The organism is Lentzea sp. NPDC051213 (assembly GCF_044455585.1).
GTDB lineage: Bacteria > Actinomycetota > Actinomycetes > Mycobacteriales > Pseudonocardiaceae > Lentzea.
The window spans coordinates 296,149-315,105 of the sequence record NZ_JBITEX010000009.1; the positions used below are offsets into that span (position 1 = coordinate 296,149).

At 69.6% G+C, this 18,957-nt stretch carries 16 protein-coding genes, 2 tRNA genes and 1 other RNA gene; 9 read left to right on the forward strand and 10 right to left on the reverse strand.

The annotated features are described in order from the left end of the window. The 4 genes from ACIA8G_RS35655 to ACIA8G_RS35670 are packed head-to-tail and all read right to left on the reverse strand — an operon-like array spanning nt 1 to nt 5,482. Nucleotides 1-1,725, reverse strand: a complete 1,725-nt coding sequence (locus ACIA8G_RS35655; protein ID WP_396423153.1) for a hypothetical protein — start codon at nt 1,723-1,725, stop codon at nt 1-3. Nucleotides 1,726-1,734: 9 nt separating this feature from the next. Further along, on the reverse strand, nt 1,735-3,294 hold the full coding sequence (locus tag ACIA8G_RS35660; RefSeq protein ID WP_396423154.1) for a hypothetical protein: 1,560 nt from the start codon (nt 3,292-3,294) through the stop codon (nt 1,735-1,737). Between the two features lie 9 nt (nt 3,295-3,303). Further along, nucleotides 3,304-4,242 carry a prephenate dehydrogenase gene (locus tag ACIA8G_RS35665; RefSeq protein WP_396423155.1) on the reverse strand — a complete coding sequence of 313 codons (939 nt, stop codon included), beginning with the start codon at nt 4,240-4,242 and terminating at the stop codon, nt 3,304-3,306. Nucleotides 4,243-4,276: 34 nt separating this feature from the next. After that, nucleotides 4,277-5,482, reverse strand: a complete 1,206-nt coding sequence (locus ACIA8G_RS35670; protein WP_396423156.1) for a M20 family metallopeptidase — start codon at nt 5,480-5,482, stop codon at nt 4,277-4,279. Nucleotides 5,483-5,666: 184 nt separating this feature from the next. Here ACIA8G_RS35670 and ACIA8G_RS35675 point away from each other — a divergent pair, with 184 nt between their 5' ends. From ACIA8G_RS35675 to ACIA8G_RS35685, 3 genes are all read left to right on the forward strand, one after another. After that, nucleotides 5,667-6,155, forward strand: a complete 489-nt coding sequence (locus ACIA8G_RS35675; RefSeq protein ID WP_396423157.1) for a tRNA adenosine deaminase-associated protein — start codon at nt 5,667-5,669, stop codon at nt 6,153-6,155. A 14-nt stretch (nt 6,156-6,169) separates the two neighbouring features. Continuing rightward, nucleotides 6,170-6,601, forward strand: coding sequence for a nucleoside deaminase (locus ACIA8G_RS35680; RefSeq protein WP_396423291.1), 432 nt, complete (start codon nt 6,170-6,172; stop codon nt 6,599-6,601). A 32-nt stretch (nt 6,602-6,633) separates the two neighbouring features. Next, nucleotides 6,634-6,718, forward strand: a tRNA-Ser gene (locus tag ACIA8G_RS35685). 43 nt (nt 6,719-6,761) lie between these two features. Here the strand turns inward: ACIA8G_RS35685 and ACIA8G_RS35690 are convergent. Next, the gene (locus ACIA8G_RS35690; RefSeq protein WP_396423158.1) at nt 6,762-7,538 is read right to left on the reverse strand and encodes a maleylpyruvate isomerase family mycothiol-dependent enzyme; all 777 of its coding nucleotides are present in this window, start codon (nt 7,536-7,538) and stop codon (nt 6,762-6,764) included. A 198-nt stretch (nt 7,539-7,736) separates the two neighbouring features. Here ACIA8G_RS35690 and ACIA8G_RS35695 point away from each other — a divergent pair, with 198 nt between their 5' ends. After that, nucleotides 7,737-10,169, forward strand: coding sequence for an endonuclease/exonuclease/phosphatase family protein (locus ACIA8G_RS35695; protein ID WP_396423159.1), 2,433 nt, complete (start codon nt 7,737-7,739; stop codon nt 10,167-10,169). Between the two features lie 21 nt (nt 10,170-10,190). Here the strand turns inward: ACIA8G_RS35695 and ACIA8G_RS35700 are convergent, their stop codons facing one another. From ACIA8G_RS35700 to ACIA8G_RS35715, 4 genes are all read right to left on the reverse strand, one after another. Next, on the reverse strand, nt 10,191-10,826 hold the full coding sequence (locus ACIA8G_RS35700; protein WP_396423160.1) for a GPP34 family phosphoprotein: 636 nt from the start codon (nt 10,824-10,826) through the stop codon (nt 10,191-10,193). Nucleotides 10,827-10,905: 79 nt separating this feature from the next. Continuing rightward, on the reverse strand, nt 10,906-11,550 hold the full coding sequence (locus ACIA8G_RS35705; RefSeq protein WP_396423161.1) for a GPP34 family phosphoprotein: 645 nt from the start codon (nt 11,548-11,550) through the stop codon (nt 10,906-10,908). Beyond that, the gene (locus tag ACIA8G_RS35710; RefSeq protein ID WP_396423162.1) at nt 11,550-12,209 is read right to left on the reverse strand and encodes a GPP34 family phosphoprotein; all 660 of its coding nucleotides are present in this window, start codon (nt 12,207-12,209) and stop codon (nt 11,550-11,552) included. Before ACIA8G_RS35710 ends, ACIA8G_RS35705 begins: the two co-directional genes overlap by 1 nt. A 60-nt stretch (nt 12,210-12,269) precedes the next feature. Then, nucleotides 12,270-12,354: transfer RNA gene (locus tag ACIA8G_RS35715), tRNA-Ser, on the reverse strand. A gap of 142 nt (nt 12,355-12,496) precedes the next feature. Here ACIA8G_RS35715 and ACIA8G_RS35720 point away from each other — a divergent pair. From ACIA8G_RS35720 to ACIA8G_RS35730, 3 genes are read left to right on the forward strand one after another with little or no spacing between them, the layout of a single operon-like run. Beyond that, nucleotides 12,497-12,829 (forward strand): YciI family protein, encoded by a 333-nt coding sequence (locus ACIA8G_RS35720; RefSeq protein WP_396423163.1) that lies wholly within the window; start codon nt 12,497-12,499, stop codon nt 12,827-12,829. A 1-nt stretch (nt 12,830) separates the two neighbouring features. Continuing rightward, nucleotides 12,831-14,009, forward strand: a complete 1,179-nt coding sequence (locus ACIA8G_RS35725; protein WP_396423164.1) for an RNA polymerase sigma factor — start codon at nt 12,831-12,833, stop codon at nt 14,007-14,009. Continuing rightward, on the forward strand, nt 14,006-14,578 hold the full coding sequence (locus ACIA8G_RS35730; RefSeq protein ID WP_396423165.1) for a maleylpyruvate isomerase family mycothiol-dependent enzyme: 573 nt from the start codon (nt 14,006-14,008) through the stop codon (nt 14,576-14,578). Before ACIA8G_RS35725 ends, ACIA8G_RS35730 begins: the two co-directional genes overlap by 4 nt. A gap of 1 nt (nt 14,579) precedes the next feature. On the opposite strand, the gene ACIA8G_RS35735 is transcribed toward ACIA8G_RS35730, so the two are convergent. Next, entirely contained in the window at nt 14,580-16,310 is a 1,731-nt protein-coding gene (locus ACIA8G_RS35735; protein ID WP_396423166.1) for a beta-N-acetylglucosaminidase domain-containing protein, read from the reverse strand. Between the two features lie 124 nt (nt 16,311-16,434). Here ACIA8G_RS35735 and ffs point away from each other — a divergent pair. Beyond that, nucleotides 16,435-16,529, forward strand: an RNA gene (ffs, locus tag ACIA8G_RS35740) — signal recognition particle sRNA small type. Nucleotides 16,530-16,642: 113 nt separating this feature from the next. Continuing rightward, nucleotides 16,643-18,832 carry a DNA polymerase III subunit gamma and tau gene (locus tag ACIA8G_RS35745; protein WP_396423167.1) on the forward strand — a complete coding sequence of 730 codons (2,190 nt, stop codon included), beginning with the start codon at nt 16,643-16,645 and terminating at the stop codon, nt 18,830-18,832. Nucleotides 18,833-18,957 lie beyond the last annotated feature (125 nt).

The following is an 18,957-nucleotide window of genomic DNA, read 5'->3' on the forward strand; positions in this document are numbered from 1 at the left end:
CTACGGCTTCAGCAAGAAGGGAACGTAACCCGTTTCGGTGTGCACCTCTGAATCGGTGCTGAAGGCCCTCACCTCGATGGCGTGCGCACCGGCCGCAAGCGCGGTCGCGTTGAGTGAAATCCGCCACCGGCCCGCGGCGGCCGGTCCGTCTGCGGTGGTGGGGATGGTCGCGATGTGGTTGCCGTCGAGCCGCACCTCGAACCCGGCCAGGCCGGCGACCGAGGAGTCCAGCGCGTTGACGCGGATCTCCAGGACCACCCGGCCGCGGTTGTGGGCGGCGCCGTTCTCGATGGGCTGGCCGCCGGCGTCCAGGACCTCGGGCACGGGGTCGGCGAGCACCGGGTGGGCGTCCACCAGCGGCGTGCCGGACTGGCGTTGCGAGACGCCCTTGGGGCCGGTCAGCTCCACGTCGGTGTGGGTGATCTGGATGCGTTCCTCCGTCACGAGCTGGACGGTCAGGTTGTCGGTGAACGCCTCTTTGGGCAGGTCAGCGACGGCTGGATACTCCGCGCCGGGCTTCCACGGCGTTCCTGGCACGGCAGGACGCAGCGGCACTTCCACGCCGTTGACCTTCACGGCCGCGACCGGCTGGCTCTCTCGCGACGGGACCATGGCAATCCGCAACTGCCCTGCGGTGACGTCGGCGATCGGGAGGGTGCTGCTGCTCACCGGAACGTCCACGCGGACCTGGGGCGTGGGTGCGTTGGGCGGTGCGTCGGCCTTGGCGGTCCGGTAGCCGATCAGGTCGATGCCGGCCCGGATGCGGTCGCCCGCGAGCGCCGCGACGCCGATCAGCGCCGTCGCCTCGCGCCATTGCGGCACGAACGGCGAGCTGGCGACGACGTCCCCGTCGCGCACGACCCGCACTCCACTGCCGGTCAGCACGAGTTCCCAGCGCACGGTCACGCCGGGCACCGCGGGCGGGATGGCCTTCACCGCGGCACCGTCCGGGGCCAGTTCGACGATGGAGTTGCCGGTGACGTCGGTCGACACGGTCGCGCGGATGGCGTTCGGGAGCACCGCTTCGCTCTGGACGCTGACCGGCCCGGGTATGAGGTCGAGGAGCAACTTGCCGCCGGTGGTGGGGGCGTCCGTCTCGACCACGAGGCTGCTTTCGTCGTCGCCGCGGACGAACGGGGTGCGCGAGCGGAGCGTGACCGCGCGTGTGCCGCAGCTGCTGCTGATCACCAAACGGTCGTGGTCGTCCTCGTCGCCGGAGGTGGCGCGGGCGCAGTCGGTGCGCTTGGCGAGCCGCCAGCGTTGCAGGTCGGGCTCGTCCGGGTGGTCGAAGCGGTCGACGAACGTGTACGGCGCGTTGTCCGCGCGGGCTGTCGCTTTCGTGGTGGCGGGCTGGGAACGTTGCCCGAACGAGTCGACCGCCCTGACCTCGATCTGCTGCTCCTGGTCGTTCGCCAGGCCGTTGAGCTGGGTTCCCGGTCGCGTGACGAGCTTTGTCCGCGAGCCCCACCGCACCTCGTACGCCGGCGCGTCGCCGGTCCAGCTGAGCCCGATCTTGTGGTGGCCGGGGTGCGCGACGAGCTTCGCGGGTGCGTTCGGGCGGCCCTGCGGGCTCGGTAGGAGGACCTGCTCGGCCTCGAACGGCTTCAGCTTCGTCGGCGGCGGGGGAGCGGTGGGCAGGCTCGAGTCGCCGCCGTTGGTGTTGCGCAGCACGACCACGCCGATCACCAACGCGAGGCCTGCGACGACGAAGGCGACCCGCTTCATGCGGTCACGCTAAGACGTTTTGCCCAGCTCGAACACGGTTTCGGTGGTAACGGGTTCGCCATGGTCCGCCGGAAGGACGCTCAGCTTGAGCCGAGCGTTCGCACCAGGCGTCAGCGCCGAGCTGTCGAGCCAGAACTCCTGCCTGCCGGGAACCCCCGCGCCCTGCTCGTTGGTCGGCATCGCGACGATCCGCTTGCCGTCCAGTTCGAGCTCGATGCCGCGGTGCCCGATGGCGTTGATCTCGGCGGTGACGAGGATGCGACCGTTGGGCAGCAACGGCTGTGGGGGTTTGGTGCCGTCCTCGTGCATCACGTGCAGTCTGGGCGCGCCCGTCTTGATCCCGCCGGGGCGGTCGGCGAGCCGTGGCAGCGTGCCGGGGCGGCTCTCCGGCTTGCGGATGACCACGAGCTGCGCCTGCCGCGCGGCCGCGATCTTCCTGCCGCTGAGCGGGATGTCCGCGATCGACACCTGGTTGCCGGCTTCGAGCGTGATGACCTTCGCCGCCACGGCGTCCGGCGGCACCTCGGTGTCCTGGTCGAGCGGGATCACCTCGGTGGGCAGCACCCGTTCCGGCACACCGCCGACGCCGAACGCGTCCAGGAAGCCGCCACCGTCGATCCGGATCCGCGGGTGCGCCACCCGAGTGCCCACGACGACGGGTTCCGAGGCCACCACGACGCCGTCCCTGAGGGCGATCACCGCGTCCGGCAGCACCCGCAGCTCCCACCGGTGCCGCACGCCCGCCACGAGCCCGGTCATCGGCGAGTCGCCGAGGGGCACCTCTCTGGCGGTCCTGGGCAGTTCCGGGTCCGCGATGATCCGCGTGCCCTGCGTCGTGATGTCGAGGCTCACCGCGCCGCGCGGCTGGGCGTCGTTCTCCTTGAGGTACTGCCACGGGTCCGGCAGCAGCGTCAGCCGCACGTGGCTCGACTCGGCCGCGCCCGCGACGCTGATGATCGCCCGCCCGATCGCGCCATCGCTGGCGGGGACGCCGAACCTCATCGGTGTGTTCGACTGGAACGCCGCCATCGAGCAGTCCACGTCGATGCGCTTGCTCGGCCCGAACGGCCGCAGTCCGAGGCACTCCGGTTCCGCCTCGACGCGCCACTTCCGCGGGTCGAGCGACTCCGGGCCGTCGAACCTGTCCACCTGGCCGACGAGCAGGTCGTCCCACCTGTCGTTGTAGAGGTTCTTGGGGGTCGCGGCGATCTTCAGCGGCTCCGACCGCTTACCGGTCGCGCTGACCGCCCTGATCTCGACCGCGACCTCGTCGTCCGGCGCCAGTCCCGGCAGCTCGACCTCGGGGCCGGGCACGAGCAGCTCCTTGCCGTTCCACCGCACCTCGTACGCCGACGCCGACCCGTTCCAGCCGATCTGCAGCGCGTCGACGTCGAGCGCCTGAGCCCTGGGGTTGGCCGGCCTGGCCGGCTCCAGCTGCTGCACGACCTCGACGGCGTCGTCGATCTCGCGCTTCAACGTGTCCGGCGCGTTTCCCGTCCTGAGCACCACGACGGCGGCCACGACGAGCGCGAGGCCACCGAGCCCACCGGCGAGCGTCCGTCGATCCACCCGGCGACCCTACGATGTTTCCGCTGCGGCGGTGCTGCCGTTCAGCCCAACCACACGCCCGCCACGTGACCCGAGGTTCCGCAGTGCGGCCAGCGCTCCCGGCTTGGTCAGATCGATCGTGATCTCGGTCCGCTGCGGCTGGTTGACCAGCGCGTTCCGTCCGTCATGACCCGCTTCGATCGTCTTGGCGAGCCCGCCCGTGGACGCCAGCGAGCCTCTCGCCGCCCCGAGCCGGCCAAGTGCGTCGTCGACGGCCATCAGAAGCGCGTCCCGGTTCCCCTCGCACATCGCCCGCACGAGCTCGGGCCTGCTGCCGGCCACCCGCGTGCCGTCACCGAAGCTGCCCGCCGCGAGCGCCATGGCGAGCGGCCCGCCATCGGCCCCGACCGCCGCCAGGATGGCCGCCATGATGTGGGGGAGGTGGCTGATCCGCGCCACCGCCTCGTCGTGCTCCTCGGGCGTGGTCGGCACGACGTGCGCGCCGAGATCGAGCGCCAGCCGCATCACGTCGTTGAGGTGATCGTCGGCCTCTTCCGGCGTGACGACCCAGGCGGCGTTCTGGAAGAGCGTCGCGGTGCTCGCGTCCCAGCCGCTCCTGCTGGTGCCCGCCATCGGGTGCCCGCCGACGAACCGGACCTTCGGCGCATACCGGTGCACGGCGTCGTGGACGGGCCCCTTCACGCTCGTGACGTCGGTCAGCCGGGTGCCCGGGGGGATCTTGCGGAGCAGGTCCGGGAGGGCAGGCAGGGGCACGGCGAGAACCACGAGGGCCTCGGGATCCCTGGCGAGCGCCTCTTCGATCGTCATGACGTCGAAGCCTTCGGAACGGGCCTTCGTCGCGTCCTCGTTGCTCGCCGTGGCACCCCAAACCGTGCGCCCGGCCGCCTTGGCTGCCCGCAGCACCGAACCGCCGATCAGTCCCAGTCCGATCACGCACACGTCTCGCACGGGGTCCATCATTCCGTGCGACCGCGCCGCCGAACTACCGGAGGGCGTCCAGCGCGAACGCCGCGTACATCGCCACCCCGTGCTCCATGGCCGCCTCGTCGAACAGCACCCGGTTGGAATGGTTGGGCGCAGCCTCCGCCGTGTCGATCCCACGAGGACACGCCCCGATGAACGCCAACGCCCCAGGCACCCGCTGGAGCACGTACGAGAAGTCCTCAGCACCCATCAACGGATCCGTCATCTGCTCACTCCACGACGGCCCCATCGCCTTCGCCGCGAGGTCCACCACGTGCTGCCCGACGACCTCGTCGTTCACCGTCACCGGGTAACCCGGCACGATGCTGACCTCCGCGTGGCACCCGTAAGCAGCGGCCGTGTGCTTCACGACCTGCTTGAGCTCCTTGTGCACCTGCGCCCGCGTGGCCTCAGACAACGTCCTGATCGTCCCGTCGAGCGTCGCCACCTCCGGGATGATGTTCGTCGTCGTACCGGCCTTGATCTGCGCGACCGTGATCACCGCCGGCTGGTGCACGTTGATCCGGCGCCCGAGCATCGTCTGGATCGCCCCGACCATCGCGGCAGCGGCCGGCACCGGGTCGAGTGCGTCGTGCGGCATGGCCCCGTGCCCGCCGCGCCCCTTCACGTGGATGTGGAAGGTGTCTGCCGAGGCCATGATCGACCCCGGCCGGCACGTCACCACGCCGGACCGCAGCGTGGACGTGATGTGCAGGGCGAACGCCTTCTCCACACCGTCGTCCAGCAGGCCTTCGTCGATCATGTGGCGCGCGCCGTGGAAGCCCTCCTCGCCCGGCTGGAACATGAACACGACCCGCCCCTTGAGCGCGTCCCGGCGGTCCGTGAGGAGCCGAGCCGACGACGCGAGCATCGCCACGTGCGTGTCGTGCCCGCACGCGTGCATAGAGCCGTCCACTTCGGACGCGTAGGGCAGCCCCGTGTCCTCCTGGAGGGGGAGCCCGTCCATGTCGCCGCGCAACAGGACCGTCGGCCCCGGCTTCTCGCCCTCGAGCACGGCCACCACCGAGGTGGTCGACTTACCGGGGGTGACCTTCAACGGGAGCCCCTCGAGCGCGTGCAGGACGGCCGCCTGCGTCTTGGGGAGCTGAAGGCCCTGCTCAGGGTGCCGGTGGATCTGGCGCCGCAGCGCCACCGTGCGGGGCTGCAGCGAACGCGCCCCTTCGAGCAAGCCGGCGAGACGGGGGTCCGGTGTGGTTGTGCTCATCTACCGATGGTGCCACCGTTACCTGGGATTTGGACCTTCGTCCGCCTGGGCCAGGCAGCCGCCACCTCGCCATGCCACCGCCAGCGAGTCTGCTGCTCAGGAGTCGCGTCGCGCGCGTTGCCCGGATGGGCCGCAGCTCACCCCTCAGCTACCGGGAAGGTCGTTAGAGCCCTACGGTGTGCACATGACACAGCAGGAGCCGGTCAACGGCTTCGCGGTCGCGGTCGTCCGGGAGGACGGCCGCTGGCGGTGCAGCAGGATGGACGGCTCCGCGCTGTCCGAGCTGGACGCGGCGATCACGCAGCTGCGCCAGCTCCGATCGACCGGCGCCGTGTTCGGTCTACTGGCCGTCGACGACGAGTTCTTCATCATCCTGCGCCCCGTGCCGGGTGGCGTCGCCCTGCTGTTGTCGGACGCGGCCGCCGCGCTCGACTACGACATCGCGGCCGACGTCCTCGACCTGTTGCGCGTCGAGCCTCCGGACGAGGAGGACACCGAGCTCTGGCCCGAGGGCGACCTGGGCGTCCTCGCCGACCTCGGCATGCCCGCCGGCGAGCTTCAGATCATCGTCGACGAGGTCGACCTCTACCCGGACGAGCAGCTCCAGATGATCGCCCAGCGCATCGGCTTCATCGACGAGTTCGCGAAGCTGCTCGACACCATCCAGGCGTGATCTCCTCAGAGGACATGGTCCGCGCGGCCATCCGGGCGGCGGCCAATGCCGGTGCGGACGTCCCGATCGGCGCGGTCGTCTTCGCGCCGGACGGCACCGTGCTCGCCGAGGCGTGCAACGCCCGTGAGGCGCTCGGTGATCCGACGGCCCACGCGGAGATCTTGGCGTTGCGGGAGGCTGCGACGAAGTACGGCGACGGCTGGCGGCTCGACGGCTGCACGCTCGCCGTCACGCTGGAGCCGTGCACGATGTGCGCGGGCGCCTTGGTCCTGGCGCGTGTTTCTCGTCTCGTCTTCGGTGCCTGGGAGCCCAAAACCGGGGCTGTGGGGTCGCTTTGGGACGTCGTGCGGGACCGCCGGCTCAACCATCGGCCGGAGGTTTGCGGCGGTGTGCTCGAGGAGGAGTGCGCTGAGCTGCTCGAACGTTTCTTCCGGACCCAGCGTTAAACCTCTGGATCTGCCCCTGTATTGTTCTTACCGGTGGCGTGTCCGAGCGGCCGAAGGAGCACGCCTCGAAAGCGTGTGAGGTGAAAGCCTCCGTGGGTTCAAATCCCACCGCCACCGCTGACGAAGGGCCCCGGAGCGATCCGGGGCCCTTCTCGCATTCTCAGAACCTGATGCGGTCCAGGAACAGCTCGAGCAACTCGACGTCGCCGAACACCTCCAGCCCGGCGACCGAACGGCGCCGGTACACGGCCAGCACCAGATCCAGCAGCGGCCCGCGCACCGCCACCGCTGCCTTTTCGTGGCCCTCCCGCACGACCGGCCTGGGGCCGGTGAAGTCGATCACAAGCTCCAGCTCCGCGTCGGTCGCGTGCAGGTGCACCGTGTTGCCGGGGCCGAGCAGTGGCGCGGTCTCCGCGGGCTGCCGGACGAATGCGAACGGCAGGGCCACCGCGGTCCACTCGGTCACCGTGTCGGAGAGCACCTCGGGATCGGCGGAGAACTCCACGCCCAGCGTGGTCTCGACGTCCCAGCGGTGCATCACCATCTCGTGCACCATGCGCCGTGACCACATTCGTGGGCCGGGCAGACCAGGGGCGATCATCGCGATCGGCTCATCCGGTGACACCGTCTCCAGTGCCTCTGCCAGCGAGGACGCGCGTTCGGCCAGCCACGGCCCCAGTGTGTCCGCCGTCTCACCCGTGTACGCCGACACGTCCAGCCCCTTGTTGGCCGCCAGGTCGATGCCCGGCTGGCCGGCGCGGATCATGTCGTCCACCCATTCCAGGGCGTAACCGACGTGGCGGACCAGCTGGTTCACCGACCAGTCCGGGCAGGCAGGTACCTGTTTGGCCAGGTCGAAGCCTTCCAACGACGCGGCCAGCAGTGCGGTCTGGTTGATGATCTCGGCGCGACAGCGCTCGTAGCTCAGGATCCCCATGCCCTTAACGTAGGGACGCTGACCGGCGCCTGGGAGGGGCCCACCGGTCAGCGTTCCGAAATCGAGCATACACCATGATCGAACACTTGTTCGAGTGATGTTTGCGGGGCCAACTGGTTAACCGTTAGTAACAACGCCTTCCAAACCTCACCTGATCGAGGAAAGATGCGTCGGTCCGCCGCATCCCCTGGAGGAGTTTTGAGACCCACCCTGCCCGGCGTCGGGACAGCGGTGGCGGCACTTGTGCTCGCCGCCGTCCCCGCCGTTGCCGCACCCAGCACAGACGCGCTGATCTCCGAGGTCTACGGAGGAGGCGGCAACTCCGGCGCCACGCTCAAGCAGGACTTCGTCGAGCTCGCCAACAAGAGCACCTCGGCGATCAGCCTGGACGGCTACAGCGTCCAGTACATCTCGGCGACCCCCGGCGCGAACACGCAGTGGGGCGTGACCCCGCTCGCAGGGTCGATCGCGCCCGGCAAGACGTTCCTCGTCGCGGAGGCCAAGGGCACCGGCGGCACGGTCGAGCTGCCTGCACCGGACGCCACCGGCAACATCGCCATGAGCGCCACCGGCGGCACCATCGCGCTGGTCAACGGCACCGCGGCGCTCACCTGCAAGACGGTCGCCGACTGTGCTGCCGACGCGCGCATCAAGGACCTCGTCGGCTACGGCACGGCGGCCGTCCGTGAAGGTGCTGCGACGAACGCCCTGAGCAACACCACCTCGGCGTTCCGCAACATCGAGTTCGGCGACACCGACGACAACTTCACCGACTTCAAGGTCGGCGACCCCAGCCCGACCAACGCCAAGGGCGAGACTCCGGGTGGCGGCAACCCGGATCCCGACCCGAACCCCGTGCCCGGTGACAAGCGCATCCACGACATCCAGGGCGTCACGCGCTACTCGCCGTTGTTCGGCCAGAAGGTCACCAACGTCCCCGGTGTCGTCACCGGCACGCGCGCCACGGGTGACCGCGGCTTCTGGATCCAGGACGTCACCGGCCAGGACGCCGACCCGCGCACCAGCGAGGGCGTCTTCGTCTACACGGCCGGCACCGCGCCGACCGTGGCCGTCGGCGACAACGTGCTGGTCAGCGGCACGATCGCGGAGTACCGGCCGGGCGGTGAGACGGGCTCCAACCAGACCCTCACCGAGATCACCCAGCCCACCACGATCACGCTGTCGAAGGGCAACCCCGTCCCGGCGCCGGTGGTCGTGAAGAACATCCCGGTGGGCTACCTGCCCGCGCCGGGCGGCAGCATCGAGCAGCTGCCCCTGGAGCCGGAGAAGTACGGCCTCGACTACTTCGAGTCGCTCGAGGGCACGCTGGTGCAGGTCGACGACGCCCGCGTCGTGGGCCCGAGCAACGCGTTCGGCGAGGCCTGGGTGACGGTCAACCCCGACCAGAACAAGAACCAGCGCGGCGGCACCACCTACACCGCCTACGACCAGGCCAACAGCGGCCGCCTGAAGATCAAGGCGACCCCGCTGCCCGCGTCCAACGTCGGTGACGTGTTCGCCGGCGCGACCGTCGGTGCCATCGAGTACACGAACTTCGGCGGCTACACGCTGGCGGCTCTCCAGCTCGGCACGCACACGTCGTCGAACCTGGAGCGCGAGATCACCGCGCAGCAGAAGGAGAGCGAGCTCTCCGTCGCGACCTACAACGTCGAGAACCTCGACCCGTCGGACCCGCAGGACAAGTTCGACCGGCTCGCGGACGGCGTCACGACCAGCCTGCGCAGCCCGGATGTCGTTGTGCTGGAAGAGATCCAGGACAACAACGGCGCGGTCAACGACGGTGTCGTCGCGGCCGACGCGACGCTGCAAAAGTTCTCCGACGCGATCTTCGCCAAGGGCGGCCCGCGCTACCAGTGGCGGCAGATCGACCCGGAGAACCTCAAGGACGGCGGCGAGCCCGGCGGCAACATCCGCGTCGGCTTCTTCTTCAACCCGCAGCGCGTGTCCTTTGTGGATCGTCCTGGTGGCGACTTCAAGACCGCGGTCCAGGTCGTGAAGAAGAACGGCCGCGCGTCGCTTTCCGTGTCACCGGGCCGCATCGACCCGCTGAACGACGCGTGGGCGAACAGCCGCAAGCCGCTCGCCGGTGAGTTCAAGTTCCGCGGCCGCACGGTCTTCGTGGTCGCGAACCACTTCAACTCCAAGGGCGGCGACGAGGCCATCCACGGCCGCAACCAGCCGCCGAACCGCACCTCCGAGGTGCAGCGCGCCAAGCAGGCCACGGCGTTGAAGGCGTTCACCGAGCAGATCCGCGCGATCGACAAGGGCGCCAACGTGGTCCTCGCCGGCGACCTGAACGACTACCAGTTCTCGCCCGCGCTGAAGACGCTGACCGGCGACGGCAACCTCAAGGCGCTGATCGAGTCGCTGCCCGCGAACGAGCGGTACAGCTACGTCTTCGAGGGCAACTCGCAGACGCTCGACCACCTCGTGATGAGCAAGAACATCACCCGGTTCAGCTACGACGTGGTGCACATCAACGCCGAGTTCGCCGATCAGGCGAGCGACCACGATCCGCAGATCGTCCGCGCCCGCCCGTCCACGGGTGACGCGAACATCGACAAGATCGTGTTCGCGCTGGAAGACATCATCGACTGCCTGAAGAAGTAACCCCGATCCGCTGCCGCCGCGTCATTCTCCTGACACGGCGGCAGCGGTCGCGGCACTCACGCCGCCCTGAATCGCTTCCACCGCCCGGCGCACGGCGTCGCCCGCCCAGTTGCCCGCAGCGATGTCCTTGGCCCGCTTTTTCATCGCGCGCTTGTCGCCCTCGAACACCTTGTGCACGGAATTCACCGCGTACAGCAACGTGATCAGCGACCCCGTGCGCCCGTCCGCTCCCCGATACCCGTGCACGACGTCGCCGACGGCCTTGCGCAGCTCGTCGTACGCGCGCTCGTCGTTGATCAGGTAGCTCTTCGCGGGGAAGATCCCGAGCACCTTCCGCGGCTCGGTGCGCAGGACACCACGGCCTGCCAGCTCTGCGATCACGTTGTCGCGCAACTTCTTCCTGATGCGTTCGACCGCACTCTGCGGCCTCATCGCTTTGTGGATCCGCGTCACCGACTCCTGCAGCAACGGGTCTCGCAGCGGCGTCGGGTCGACGACCTGGAGCTTCTTGCCGTTCGGTTCGAACGCGACGCGCCCCGAGTTCACCAGTTCGAGGAGCACGGCACCGGCGAGCGCGTTGTCGATCGACGCGTAGTCGGAGTTCAGCCTTTTGGTCTGCTGGTTGATGAACAGCAGCATCAGGTCCTCGTGCAGCATGAAATCACGGTAGTTGCGCGGCTTACCTCAGGAATCCGACTTTCGTCTCAGCCGGAACTCACCGACGTCGCGGCCGCTGTTATCCCCCCGACGCTGCGGCGGCCGCAGCAGCCGTCGCCGCGGTCACCCCGGCCTGAATCGCCTCGACCGCCCGGCGCACGGCGTCGCCCGCCCAGTTGCCGGCGGCGATGTCCTTGGCCCGCTTGTTCAGCTCGCGCTTGTCGCCGTCGAACGCCTTGTGCACGGCCTTCACCGCGAACAGCAGCGTGATCAACGCCCCCGTGCGCGCATCCGCTCCCCGGTACCCGGCCGCGACCTCGCCGACCGCCTTCCGCACCTCGCCGGACACGGTCTCGTTGGTGATCACGTAGCGCTTCGCGGGGAAGATCCCGAACACCTTCCGCGGCTCGGTGCGCAGGACGCCACGGCCTTCCAGTTCCGCGATCACGTTGTCGCGCAGCTTCTTCCTGATGCGCTCGACCGCGCGCTGCGGCTTCATCGGCTTGTCGAACCGTGCCACCGACTCCTGCAGCAACGCGTTCTTCAACGGGGTCGGGTCGACGACCTGGAGCTTCTTGCCGTTCGGCTCGAACGCGACGCGCCCCGAGTCCACGAGCTCGATGAGCACGGCGCCGGCGAGGGCGTTCTCCACGGACGAGGAGTCGGCCAGCAGCTTGCCGTTCTGCTGGTTGATGAACAGCAGCATCAGGTCTTCGGTCAGCATCAGCTGGAACCGCCACCCGAGGTAGCGGCCACGGTCGAGGCCACGAGGGCAGCGGTAACCGCGGCGTGCACCGCGTCCAGCGCCTTCTTGACGGCAACCCCGGCCCAGCTGCCCGCAGCGATCTCCTTGGCCCGCGCGTTCATCTCGCGCTTGTCGCCCTGGAACACCTTGTGCAGGCCCTTCACCGCGTACAGCAGCGAGATCAACGCCCCGGTGCGGTCATCCGGCGCCCGATACCCAAGGGCCACAACGCCCACCAGGCGACGAAGATCGCTGACCACCTGAACGTCGTTCAGCGTGTAGGTCTTGATCGGGAAGAGCCCAAGGATCTTGGTCTTCTCGACCGTCAGCACCCCACGGGCGTCGAGTTGCGCCATCACGTTGTCCCGCACGTGGTTGCGCAGCTTCTCCACCGCCCGCTGCGGCTTCATCGGCTTGTTCAGCCGCGTCAAAGACTCCTGCAGGAACGCGTTCTGCAACGGAGTCGGGTCCACGACCGCGAGCCTCTTGCCGTCCGGTTCGAACGCCACCCGCCCGGAATTGACCAGCTCCAGCAGTACGGCCCCGGCGAGCGCGTTGTGGATCGACGTCGAGTCCATCCGGACGCCGCCGGCGACCTCGTCGAGGAACAGCAGCATCAGGTCTTCGGGCAGCATCATGCAACGTTAACGCCAGAAGGGCGCCGAACGTTGAAGTTCGGCGCCCTTCTGAAAAGAGAGCGGAGGATACGGGATTTGAACCCGTGAGGGGGTGAACCCAACACGATTTCCAGTCGTGCGCACTAGGCCGCTATGCGAATCCTCCGTCGAGAACCTTACCGGACGGGTGTTCCGAGACCCAAAACGGGGGTCGGAGCCAACCCGCCGAAAAAATCTTGAAGACCCCTGTCGATCTGGCGGCGGGCCGCTCGTCGTGATCCCGTAAGACCGGACCGAGGAGGGCGAACGTGAAGTACATGCTGTTGATCTACGCAGCCTCTGACCAGCAGAGCGGCTGCACGGTCGAGGACTGGATCGCCTACGAGAAGGAGATGAAGGAGGCGGGCGTGCTCGTGTCCGGGCACTCGCTCGCCGATCTGGTGACCGCGACCACCGTCCAGGTCGGACAGGACGGCAGGCGCACCGTCACGGACGGGCCGTTCGCGGAGACGCGGGAGGTGCTCGGCGGCTACGACATCATCGACGTTCCCGATCTGGACGCGGCGCTGGAGTGGGCGGCGAAGTGTCCTGGTTCACGTGACGGTGGCGCCGTGGTCGTGCGGCCGATCGCCGAGTTCTGACGTGGACGTCGAGCAGGTCTTCCGCGAGGAGCGGGGCAGGCTGCTCGCGACGCTGGTCAAGCGGTTCGGCGACCTCGACCTGGCCGAGGAGGTCACCTCGGACGCGATCGAGGCGGCGTTGCGGCACTGGCCGGTGGACGGGGTGCCGGACCGGCCCGGCGCGTGGTTGCTCACGACCGCGCGCCGCAAGGCCGTCGACCGTCTGCGTCGCGACCAGACCTACGCCGCCCGCCTCGCGGTGCTGCAGGTGGAGGTCGATCGGGCCGATCCACCCTCGGCAGCGGGCCTGCCCGACGAGCGGTTGGAGCTCTTCTTCACCTGCGCGCATCCGGCGCTGGCTGCCGAGGACCGCGGGGCGCTCACCTTGCGGTGCCTCGCCGGCTTCACGACGCCGGAGGTCGCGCGGGCCTACCTCGTGCCCGTCGCGGCCATGCAGCAGCGCATCGTGCGGGCGAAGAAGAAGATCAAGGAGGCGCGCATCCCGTTCCGCGTGCCGGACGCCGACGAGCTGCCGGAACGGCTGCCCGGCGTGCTGCAGGTGGTGTACTCCATTTTCACCGAAGGCTATGCGGCACAACGGGAAGACCTCGCCGAGGAGGCCATCCGGCTGGCCAGGATCCTGCGCGGGCTGCTGCCGGACCGGGAGGTCACCGGACTGCTGGCGCTGATGCTGCTCGTCCACGCCCGGCGTGCCGCGCGTGCCGAGCTGCTCGAGGACCAGGACCGGGGGAGCTGGGACCGCGACATGATCGACGAGGGGTCCGCGCTGGCCGAGGTCGCGCTGACCGGCGGCCACGGGCCGTACGGGGTGCAGGCCGCGATCAACGCGCTGCACGACGAGGCACCGGACTTCGCGAGCACCGACTGGCCGCAGATCGTCGCGCTGTACGACGTGCTCGGCACCATCACCCCGTCGCCGGTGGTCGCCCTGAACCGTGCCGCCGCGATCGCCATGCGCGACGGCGCCGAGGCCGGCCTGTCCCTGCTGGACGAACTGGCCGGCGAACCCAAGCTCCGCGACTACCACCCGTACCGCGCGGCGAGGGCCGATCTGCTGCACCGCCTGGGCCGCACCGCCGAGGCCCAGGCCGCCTACCGCGAGGCCATCGCGCTCGCGGGCACCGAGACCGAGCAGGACTTCCTGCGTCGCAGGCTGACCGCCATCGAGGGGCAATCATGATCATGAAGTGGCTGGAGGCCGAGCGGCTGAGCGTCGCCGATCTCCTCGAAGACCTGACCGACGACGAGTGGCAGCGCGAGACCCTCTGCGCCGGCTGGACCATGCAGGAGATGGCCGCGCACCTCACCACGTCCACGCGCACCGGGTGGCGGGATGTGATCACGGGAGCGGTGAAGGCGCGCTTCGACTGGAACCGCATGGAGGACGACAGGGCTCGCGCGCTGGCCGCAGTGTTCAGCCGGTCGGAGTTGATCGCGCAGATCCGCGAGACCGCCGGCTCCCCGAAACGGGCGCCCATGGCCGCACCGATCGACCCGTTGGTGGACTTCCTCGTCCACGGCCAGGACATCGCCCGGCCGCTGGGTCGCGTCCGGGAGATGCCGCCCGAACCCGCTCAGGCCGCGCTGGACCACGTCCTGAAGAGCCCGTTCTGGGGTGCCCGCAAGCGTTTCCGCGAGACGGGCGTCCCCGATCTTCCCGCCCCTGACCTGCTGATGCTCGCCACCGGACGGACGTTGTCCACAGGTGGGGACAACACTGTGGGCAAGTCGAACACACGTTCGATCTAGCTCACAGGTCGGACGCCTGGTCCAGGAACTTCTCGAGCTTCCCGTCGCCCGTGCGCAGCTTCTTGTCGAGCCGCTTCACCAGTTCGTCCGAGTCGCCGAACCGGTCGCGGTTGCCGCCCAGCCCGTCCACCGTGGCCTGCAGCGCCTGGCCGAGCAGTTCGCATCGGGTGAGCCAGGGTCCGGAATCCGTGACGAAGCCCTTGTCCACCCGGTCCCGGATCAGCTTCGGGGCACCGGCCATCAGGTCGGCGTAGGCCCGCAACCCGGCCACCGCGGCCTGCTTGTCCCCGGCCTTCCACTCGTCCTGGAACTCGTAGAGCTGCTCGGCGAGGCGCGGCGCCGTCCACGAGTTCAGGTCGAAGAACGCCAGCAGCGCGTTCATCACCCGCTCGTCGCCGCCGGCGAGCAGGTCCGCGTAGCCGCGTTCCGACTCGTGCTCGTCGTACGCGCGGTCGTTCCAGGCGTAGTCGGCCATCTCGAACATCGCGACACGGCTCGCATAGGCCTGGCTCATCGGGTTCGCGAGGAGTCCCTCGACCTGCAGGCCGGGTTCGCGGTCCGAGTACGAGCCCAGGAAGAGCCGCCCGGCCGCGTCCGGGTAGTCGTTGACCGGGTAGTTGTCCCAGATGAGGGTCTTGCGGCCCCAGAGGTCCCTGGCGCGTTCCGACTCGCGCCTGGTGATCGCCCTGGGCACGACCGCGGTCCCCGTCCACATGACCTGAACGGACTTGTCCAGGTGGTCGCGGAAGACCTTCTTGTAGGGCGACGGGTTGATGTCGCCGTACTCGGTCAGCACGGTCACCAGAGGGCCGACGTCCGGCATCTCGTTCTTGATGGTCTGTGCGGTGTCGTTGAGCAGGTCGTTCTGCGCGCGTGCGGCGTTCGTCTGATTGGGCGGCCCGAACTCCTCCCGGTCCTCGGGGCAGTTCCACTTCGCGTAGTCGATGTCGTCCAGCAGCAGCGCGAACGACCTGATGCCCGCGCGGTGCAGCTGGGTGAGCTTGGCCTGGATGGCGTCGCGGTCGGCGTCCTTCGAGTAGCACATCGACAGGCCGGGAGCGAGCGAGTAGGTGAACTGGATGTGCGAGGTCGCGGACCGTTTCGCCAGCTCACCGAGCTGGGAGAGGCGCTCCTCTGGGTAGAGCTCGCGCCAGCGTTCGCGGTGGAACGGGTCGTCCTTCGGCGCGTAGACGTAGGAGTTGGACTTCACGGAGGCGGCGAAGTCGATCTGGGCCTGCTGCTCGGCGTAGGTCCACAGCCGCCCGTAGAAGCCCTCGACGATGCCGCGCTGCCGCAGCGACGGCCGGTCGTCGATCTTCACGGCCGAGACCTTCCCCTGCTTCACCAGCTGGCGGAGTGTCTGGGCGGCGTAGAAGGCACCCGCGGAGTCCGCGCTCGCGATGGTCACCTCGGCCGGCCCGACGTTCAACGCGTAAGCCTCGGCCGGCAGCGCCTTGTCCGTGCTGAACCGGACCTTCAGCCCGGTGCCGCCGGTGCCGCCCGCCAATGCCTTCTCGACCACGTGACGGGTGACGGCCTCGACGTCGCCCTCGATGGTCACCGAGGCGGGGACCGGCACGTCCGTGCCTACACGTTCGATCATCCGCGGTGTGGGCCACACCTTCACGTCGGTCGCTCGTTGCGGTACCGCGTCGTCACCGGAGACCAAGATCCCCGTCGCCACCGCGGCCACCACCACGATCACGGCCACCAGCAGGCCCTTTTTCCCCATGATGGTCATCCTGCCTCAGTCGAAGTCGAGCCCGCGTGCGCCCGTTCCGGTGTTGTCCACAGGTGGGGACAACACTGTGGGCAACTCGAACATGCGTTCGAACAACACGCTCGGCTACACTTGCTGAGGACCTCGTGCGGCACACATCTCGCGAACCTCCCCAGGGCCGGAAGGCAGCAAGGATAAGCGGGCTCTGGTGGGTGCACGGGGTCCCCTTTTTGTCTCCTGTTCGGCGCTGTTGCGCCATCCCGGAGTTGCCTGTCAGTGCGAGCTCGTTGCACCGTGTGGCGGGAGTCGCAGGACTGTCGGTGTCCACCGGTACTGTCTCGGGCGTGGCGCTCGCTCTGTATCGCAAGTACCGTCCGGCCACGTTCTCCGAGGTCGTAGGCCAGGAGCACGTGACCGATCCCCTGCGCGTGGCGCTGGCGGCGGGCCGGGTGAACCACGCCTACCTGTTCAGCGGCCCTCGAGGCTGCGGCAAGACATCCTCCGCCCGCATCCTGGCGCGCTCGCTGAACTGCGTGCAGGGCCCCACGCCGGACCCGTGCGGTGAGTGCAACTCGTGCATCGGCCTCGCGCCGAACGGCACCGGCAGCGTCGACGTGGTCGAGCTCGACGCCGCGTCGCACGGTGGTGTCGAAGACACTCGCGAGCTCCGCGAGAAGGCCTTCTACGCCCCGGCCGAGGCCAAGTACCGCGTCTTCATCATCGACGAGGCGCACATGGTCACCACGCAGGGCTTCAACGCCCTGCTGAAGATCGTCGAAGAGCCGCCGGACCACCTGATCTTCATCTTCGCCACCACGGAGCCGGACAAGGTCCTCCCGACCATCCGCTCCCGCACGCACCACTACCCGTTCCGGCTGATCCCGCCCGGCGTGATGCGCAGCCTGCTCGAACGCAACTGCGCCGCCGAGGGTGTGGCCGTCGAACCCGCCGTCTTCCCGCTGGTCATCCGCGCGGGCGGCGGCTCGGCTCGAGACACGCAGTCGGTCATGGACCAGCTGCTGTCGGGCGCGGGCCCGGACGGCGTGAAGTACGAGCGGGCCATCACGCTCCTGGGCGTCACGGACTCCGCGCTGATCAACGACGTGGTGGACGGCCTCGCCGCCGGTGACGGTGCCGCCGTCTTCGGCACCATCGACCGCCTGGTCGACGCCGGCCACGACCCCCGCCGCTTCGCCAGCGATCTCCTCGACCGCCTGCGCGACCTGGTGCTGCTCTGCGCCGTGCCGGACGCGGGGGAGCGCAACCTGGTCTCCGCGCCGGAGGACGAGCTGGCCACGATGTCGGCCCAGGCCGAGCGCATCGGCCCGGCCGCGCTGACCCGCTACGCCGAGATCGTCCACACCGGACTGGTCGACATGCGCGGCGCCACCGCCGCCCGCCTGCTCCTGGAGCTGCTCGTCTCCCGGATGTTGCTGCCGTCGGTGAGCCAGTCGGAAGCCGCGCTCCTGCAACGCATCGAGCAGCTGGAGCGGCGCCCACCCGCCGCGATCGTCTCGGGCGAGGGTGGCGCTGCCGCACCTGCGGGCGGCCCGGTCTTCACGCGCAGGTCGCAGCAAGCCTCCGATCAGCCGGGTCCCGCGCCGGCCGCTCAGCAGGTCGCCGAACAGCCCGCTGCCCAGGCCACCGCGCCTGCCACGCCGCCACCAGCCGTCGCTCAGCCAGCCGTCGCCCAGCCTGCTGTCGCCCGGCCAGCCGTCGCGGCCCAGCCTGCCGTCGCCCAGCCTGCCGCGGCCCAGCCAGCCGTCGCCCCGCCTGTCGCTGACAAGCCCGCGAGCATCCAGCCACCGCAGCAGGACCAGCCCCGCCCGGCCCCTGTCGCCGCGCCCGACCCGGCCCCTGCCACGGCTCCGGCACCGGCTCCGACCCCTGAGCCGGCGACGCCCTCGATAGGCGGCGTCATCGACGCGGCAGCGGTCCGCCGCCTCTGGTCCGAGCTGCTCGCCGCGGTCCGTTCCTCCAGCCGCAGCACCGAGGCCATGCTGACGAACGCGATGGTCGGCGATGTCGACGGCAACGTCGTCACCATCACGCACTCCTCGGCCCCGCTGGCCCGTCGCCTGGCCGAGCCCCGCAACACCGAGGCCATCGCGAACGCCCTGGCCTCGGTCCTCGGCGGCACGTGGCAGGTGCGCTGCGTCCACGGCGCTCCCGGCGCGGCCACCCAGGCGACCCCGGCGAAGGTGTCCCGCCCGGCGCCTACCCGGCCCAGTCAATCCCAGCAGGGTCAGGCCCAGCAGGGTCAGTCCCAGCCGACCCGCAGTCAGGCCGAGTCGCAGCAACGCCAGGCCCCGCGCCCACCGGCGGACGACGTGCCACCGCCTCCGGAGCCCCCGGAGCCCGATGAGCCCCTCCCACCGGAGCCGGACCCGGAACCGGACGACGAGATGGCGATGCTGGCCGAGGCCGCCCGCCCGGCCGACCCGGCCACGGTGACCGAGGCGCGCGACCCCGAGTCCGTGATGATGAAGCTCCTCGCCGACGAACTCGGTGCCCGCCCGCTGAAGAAGGCCTAGCCGTACGCTGGAACTGGTTTGGCGGGGTAAACACACGCGGGGCCACTTAAGGCCCCCCCCAGGGGTTTAGGCCCCAACCCGGGGGGCGGACGCGGGGTGACAACAACCCCCCCCGGGGGGAGCCA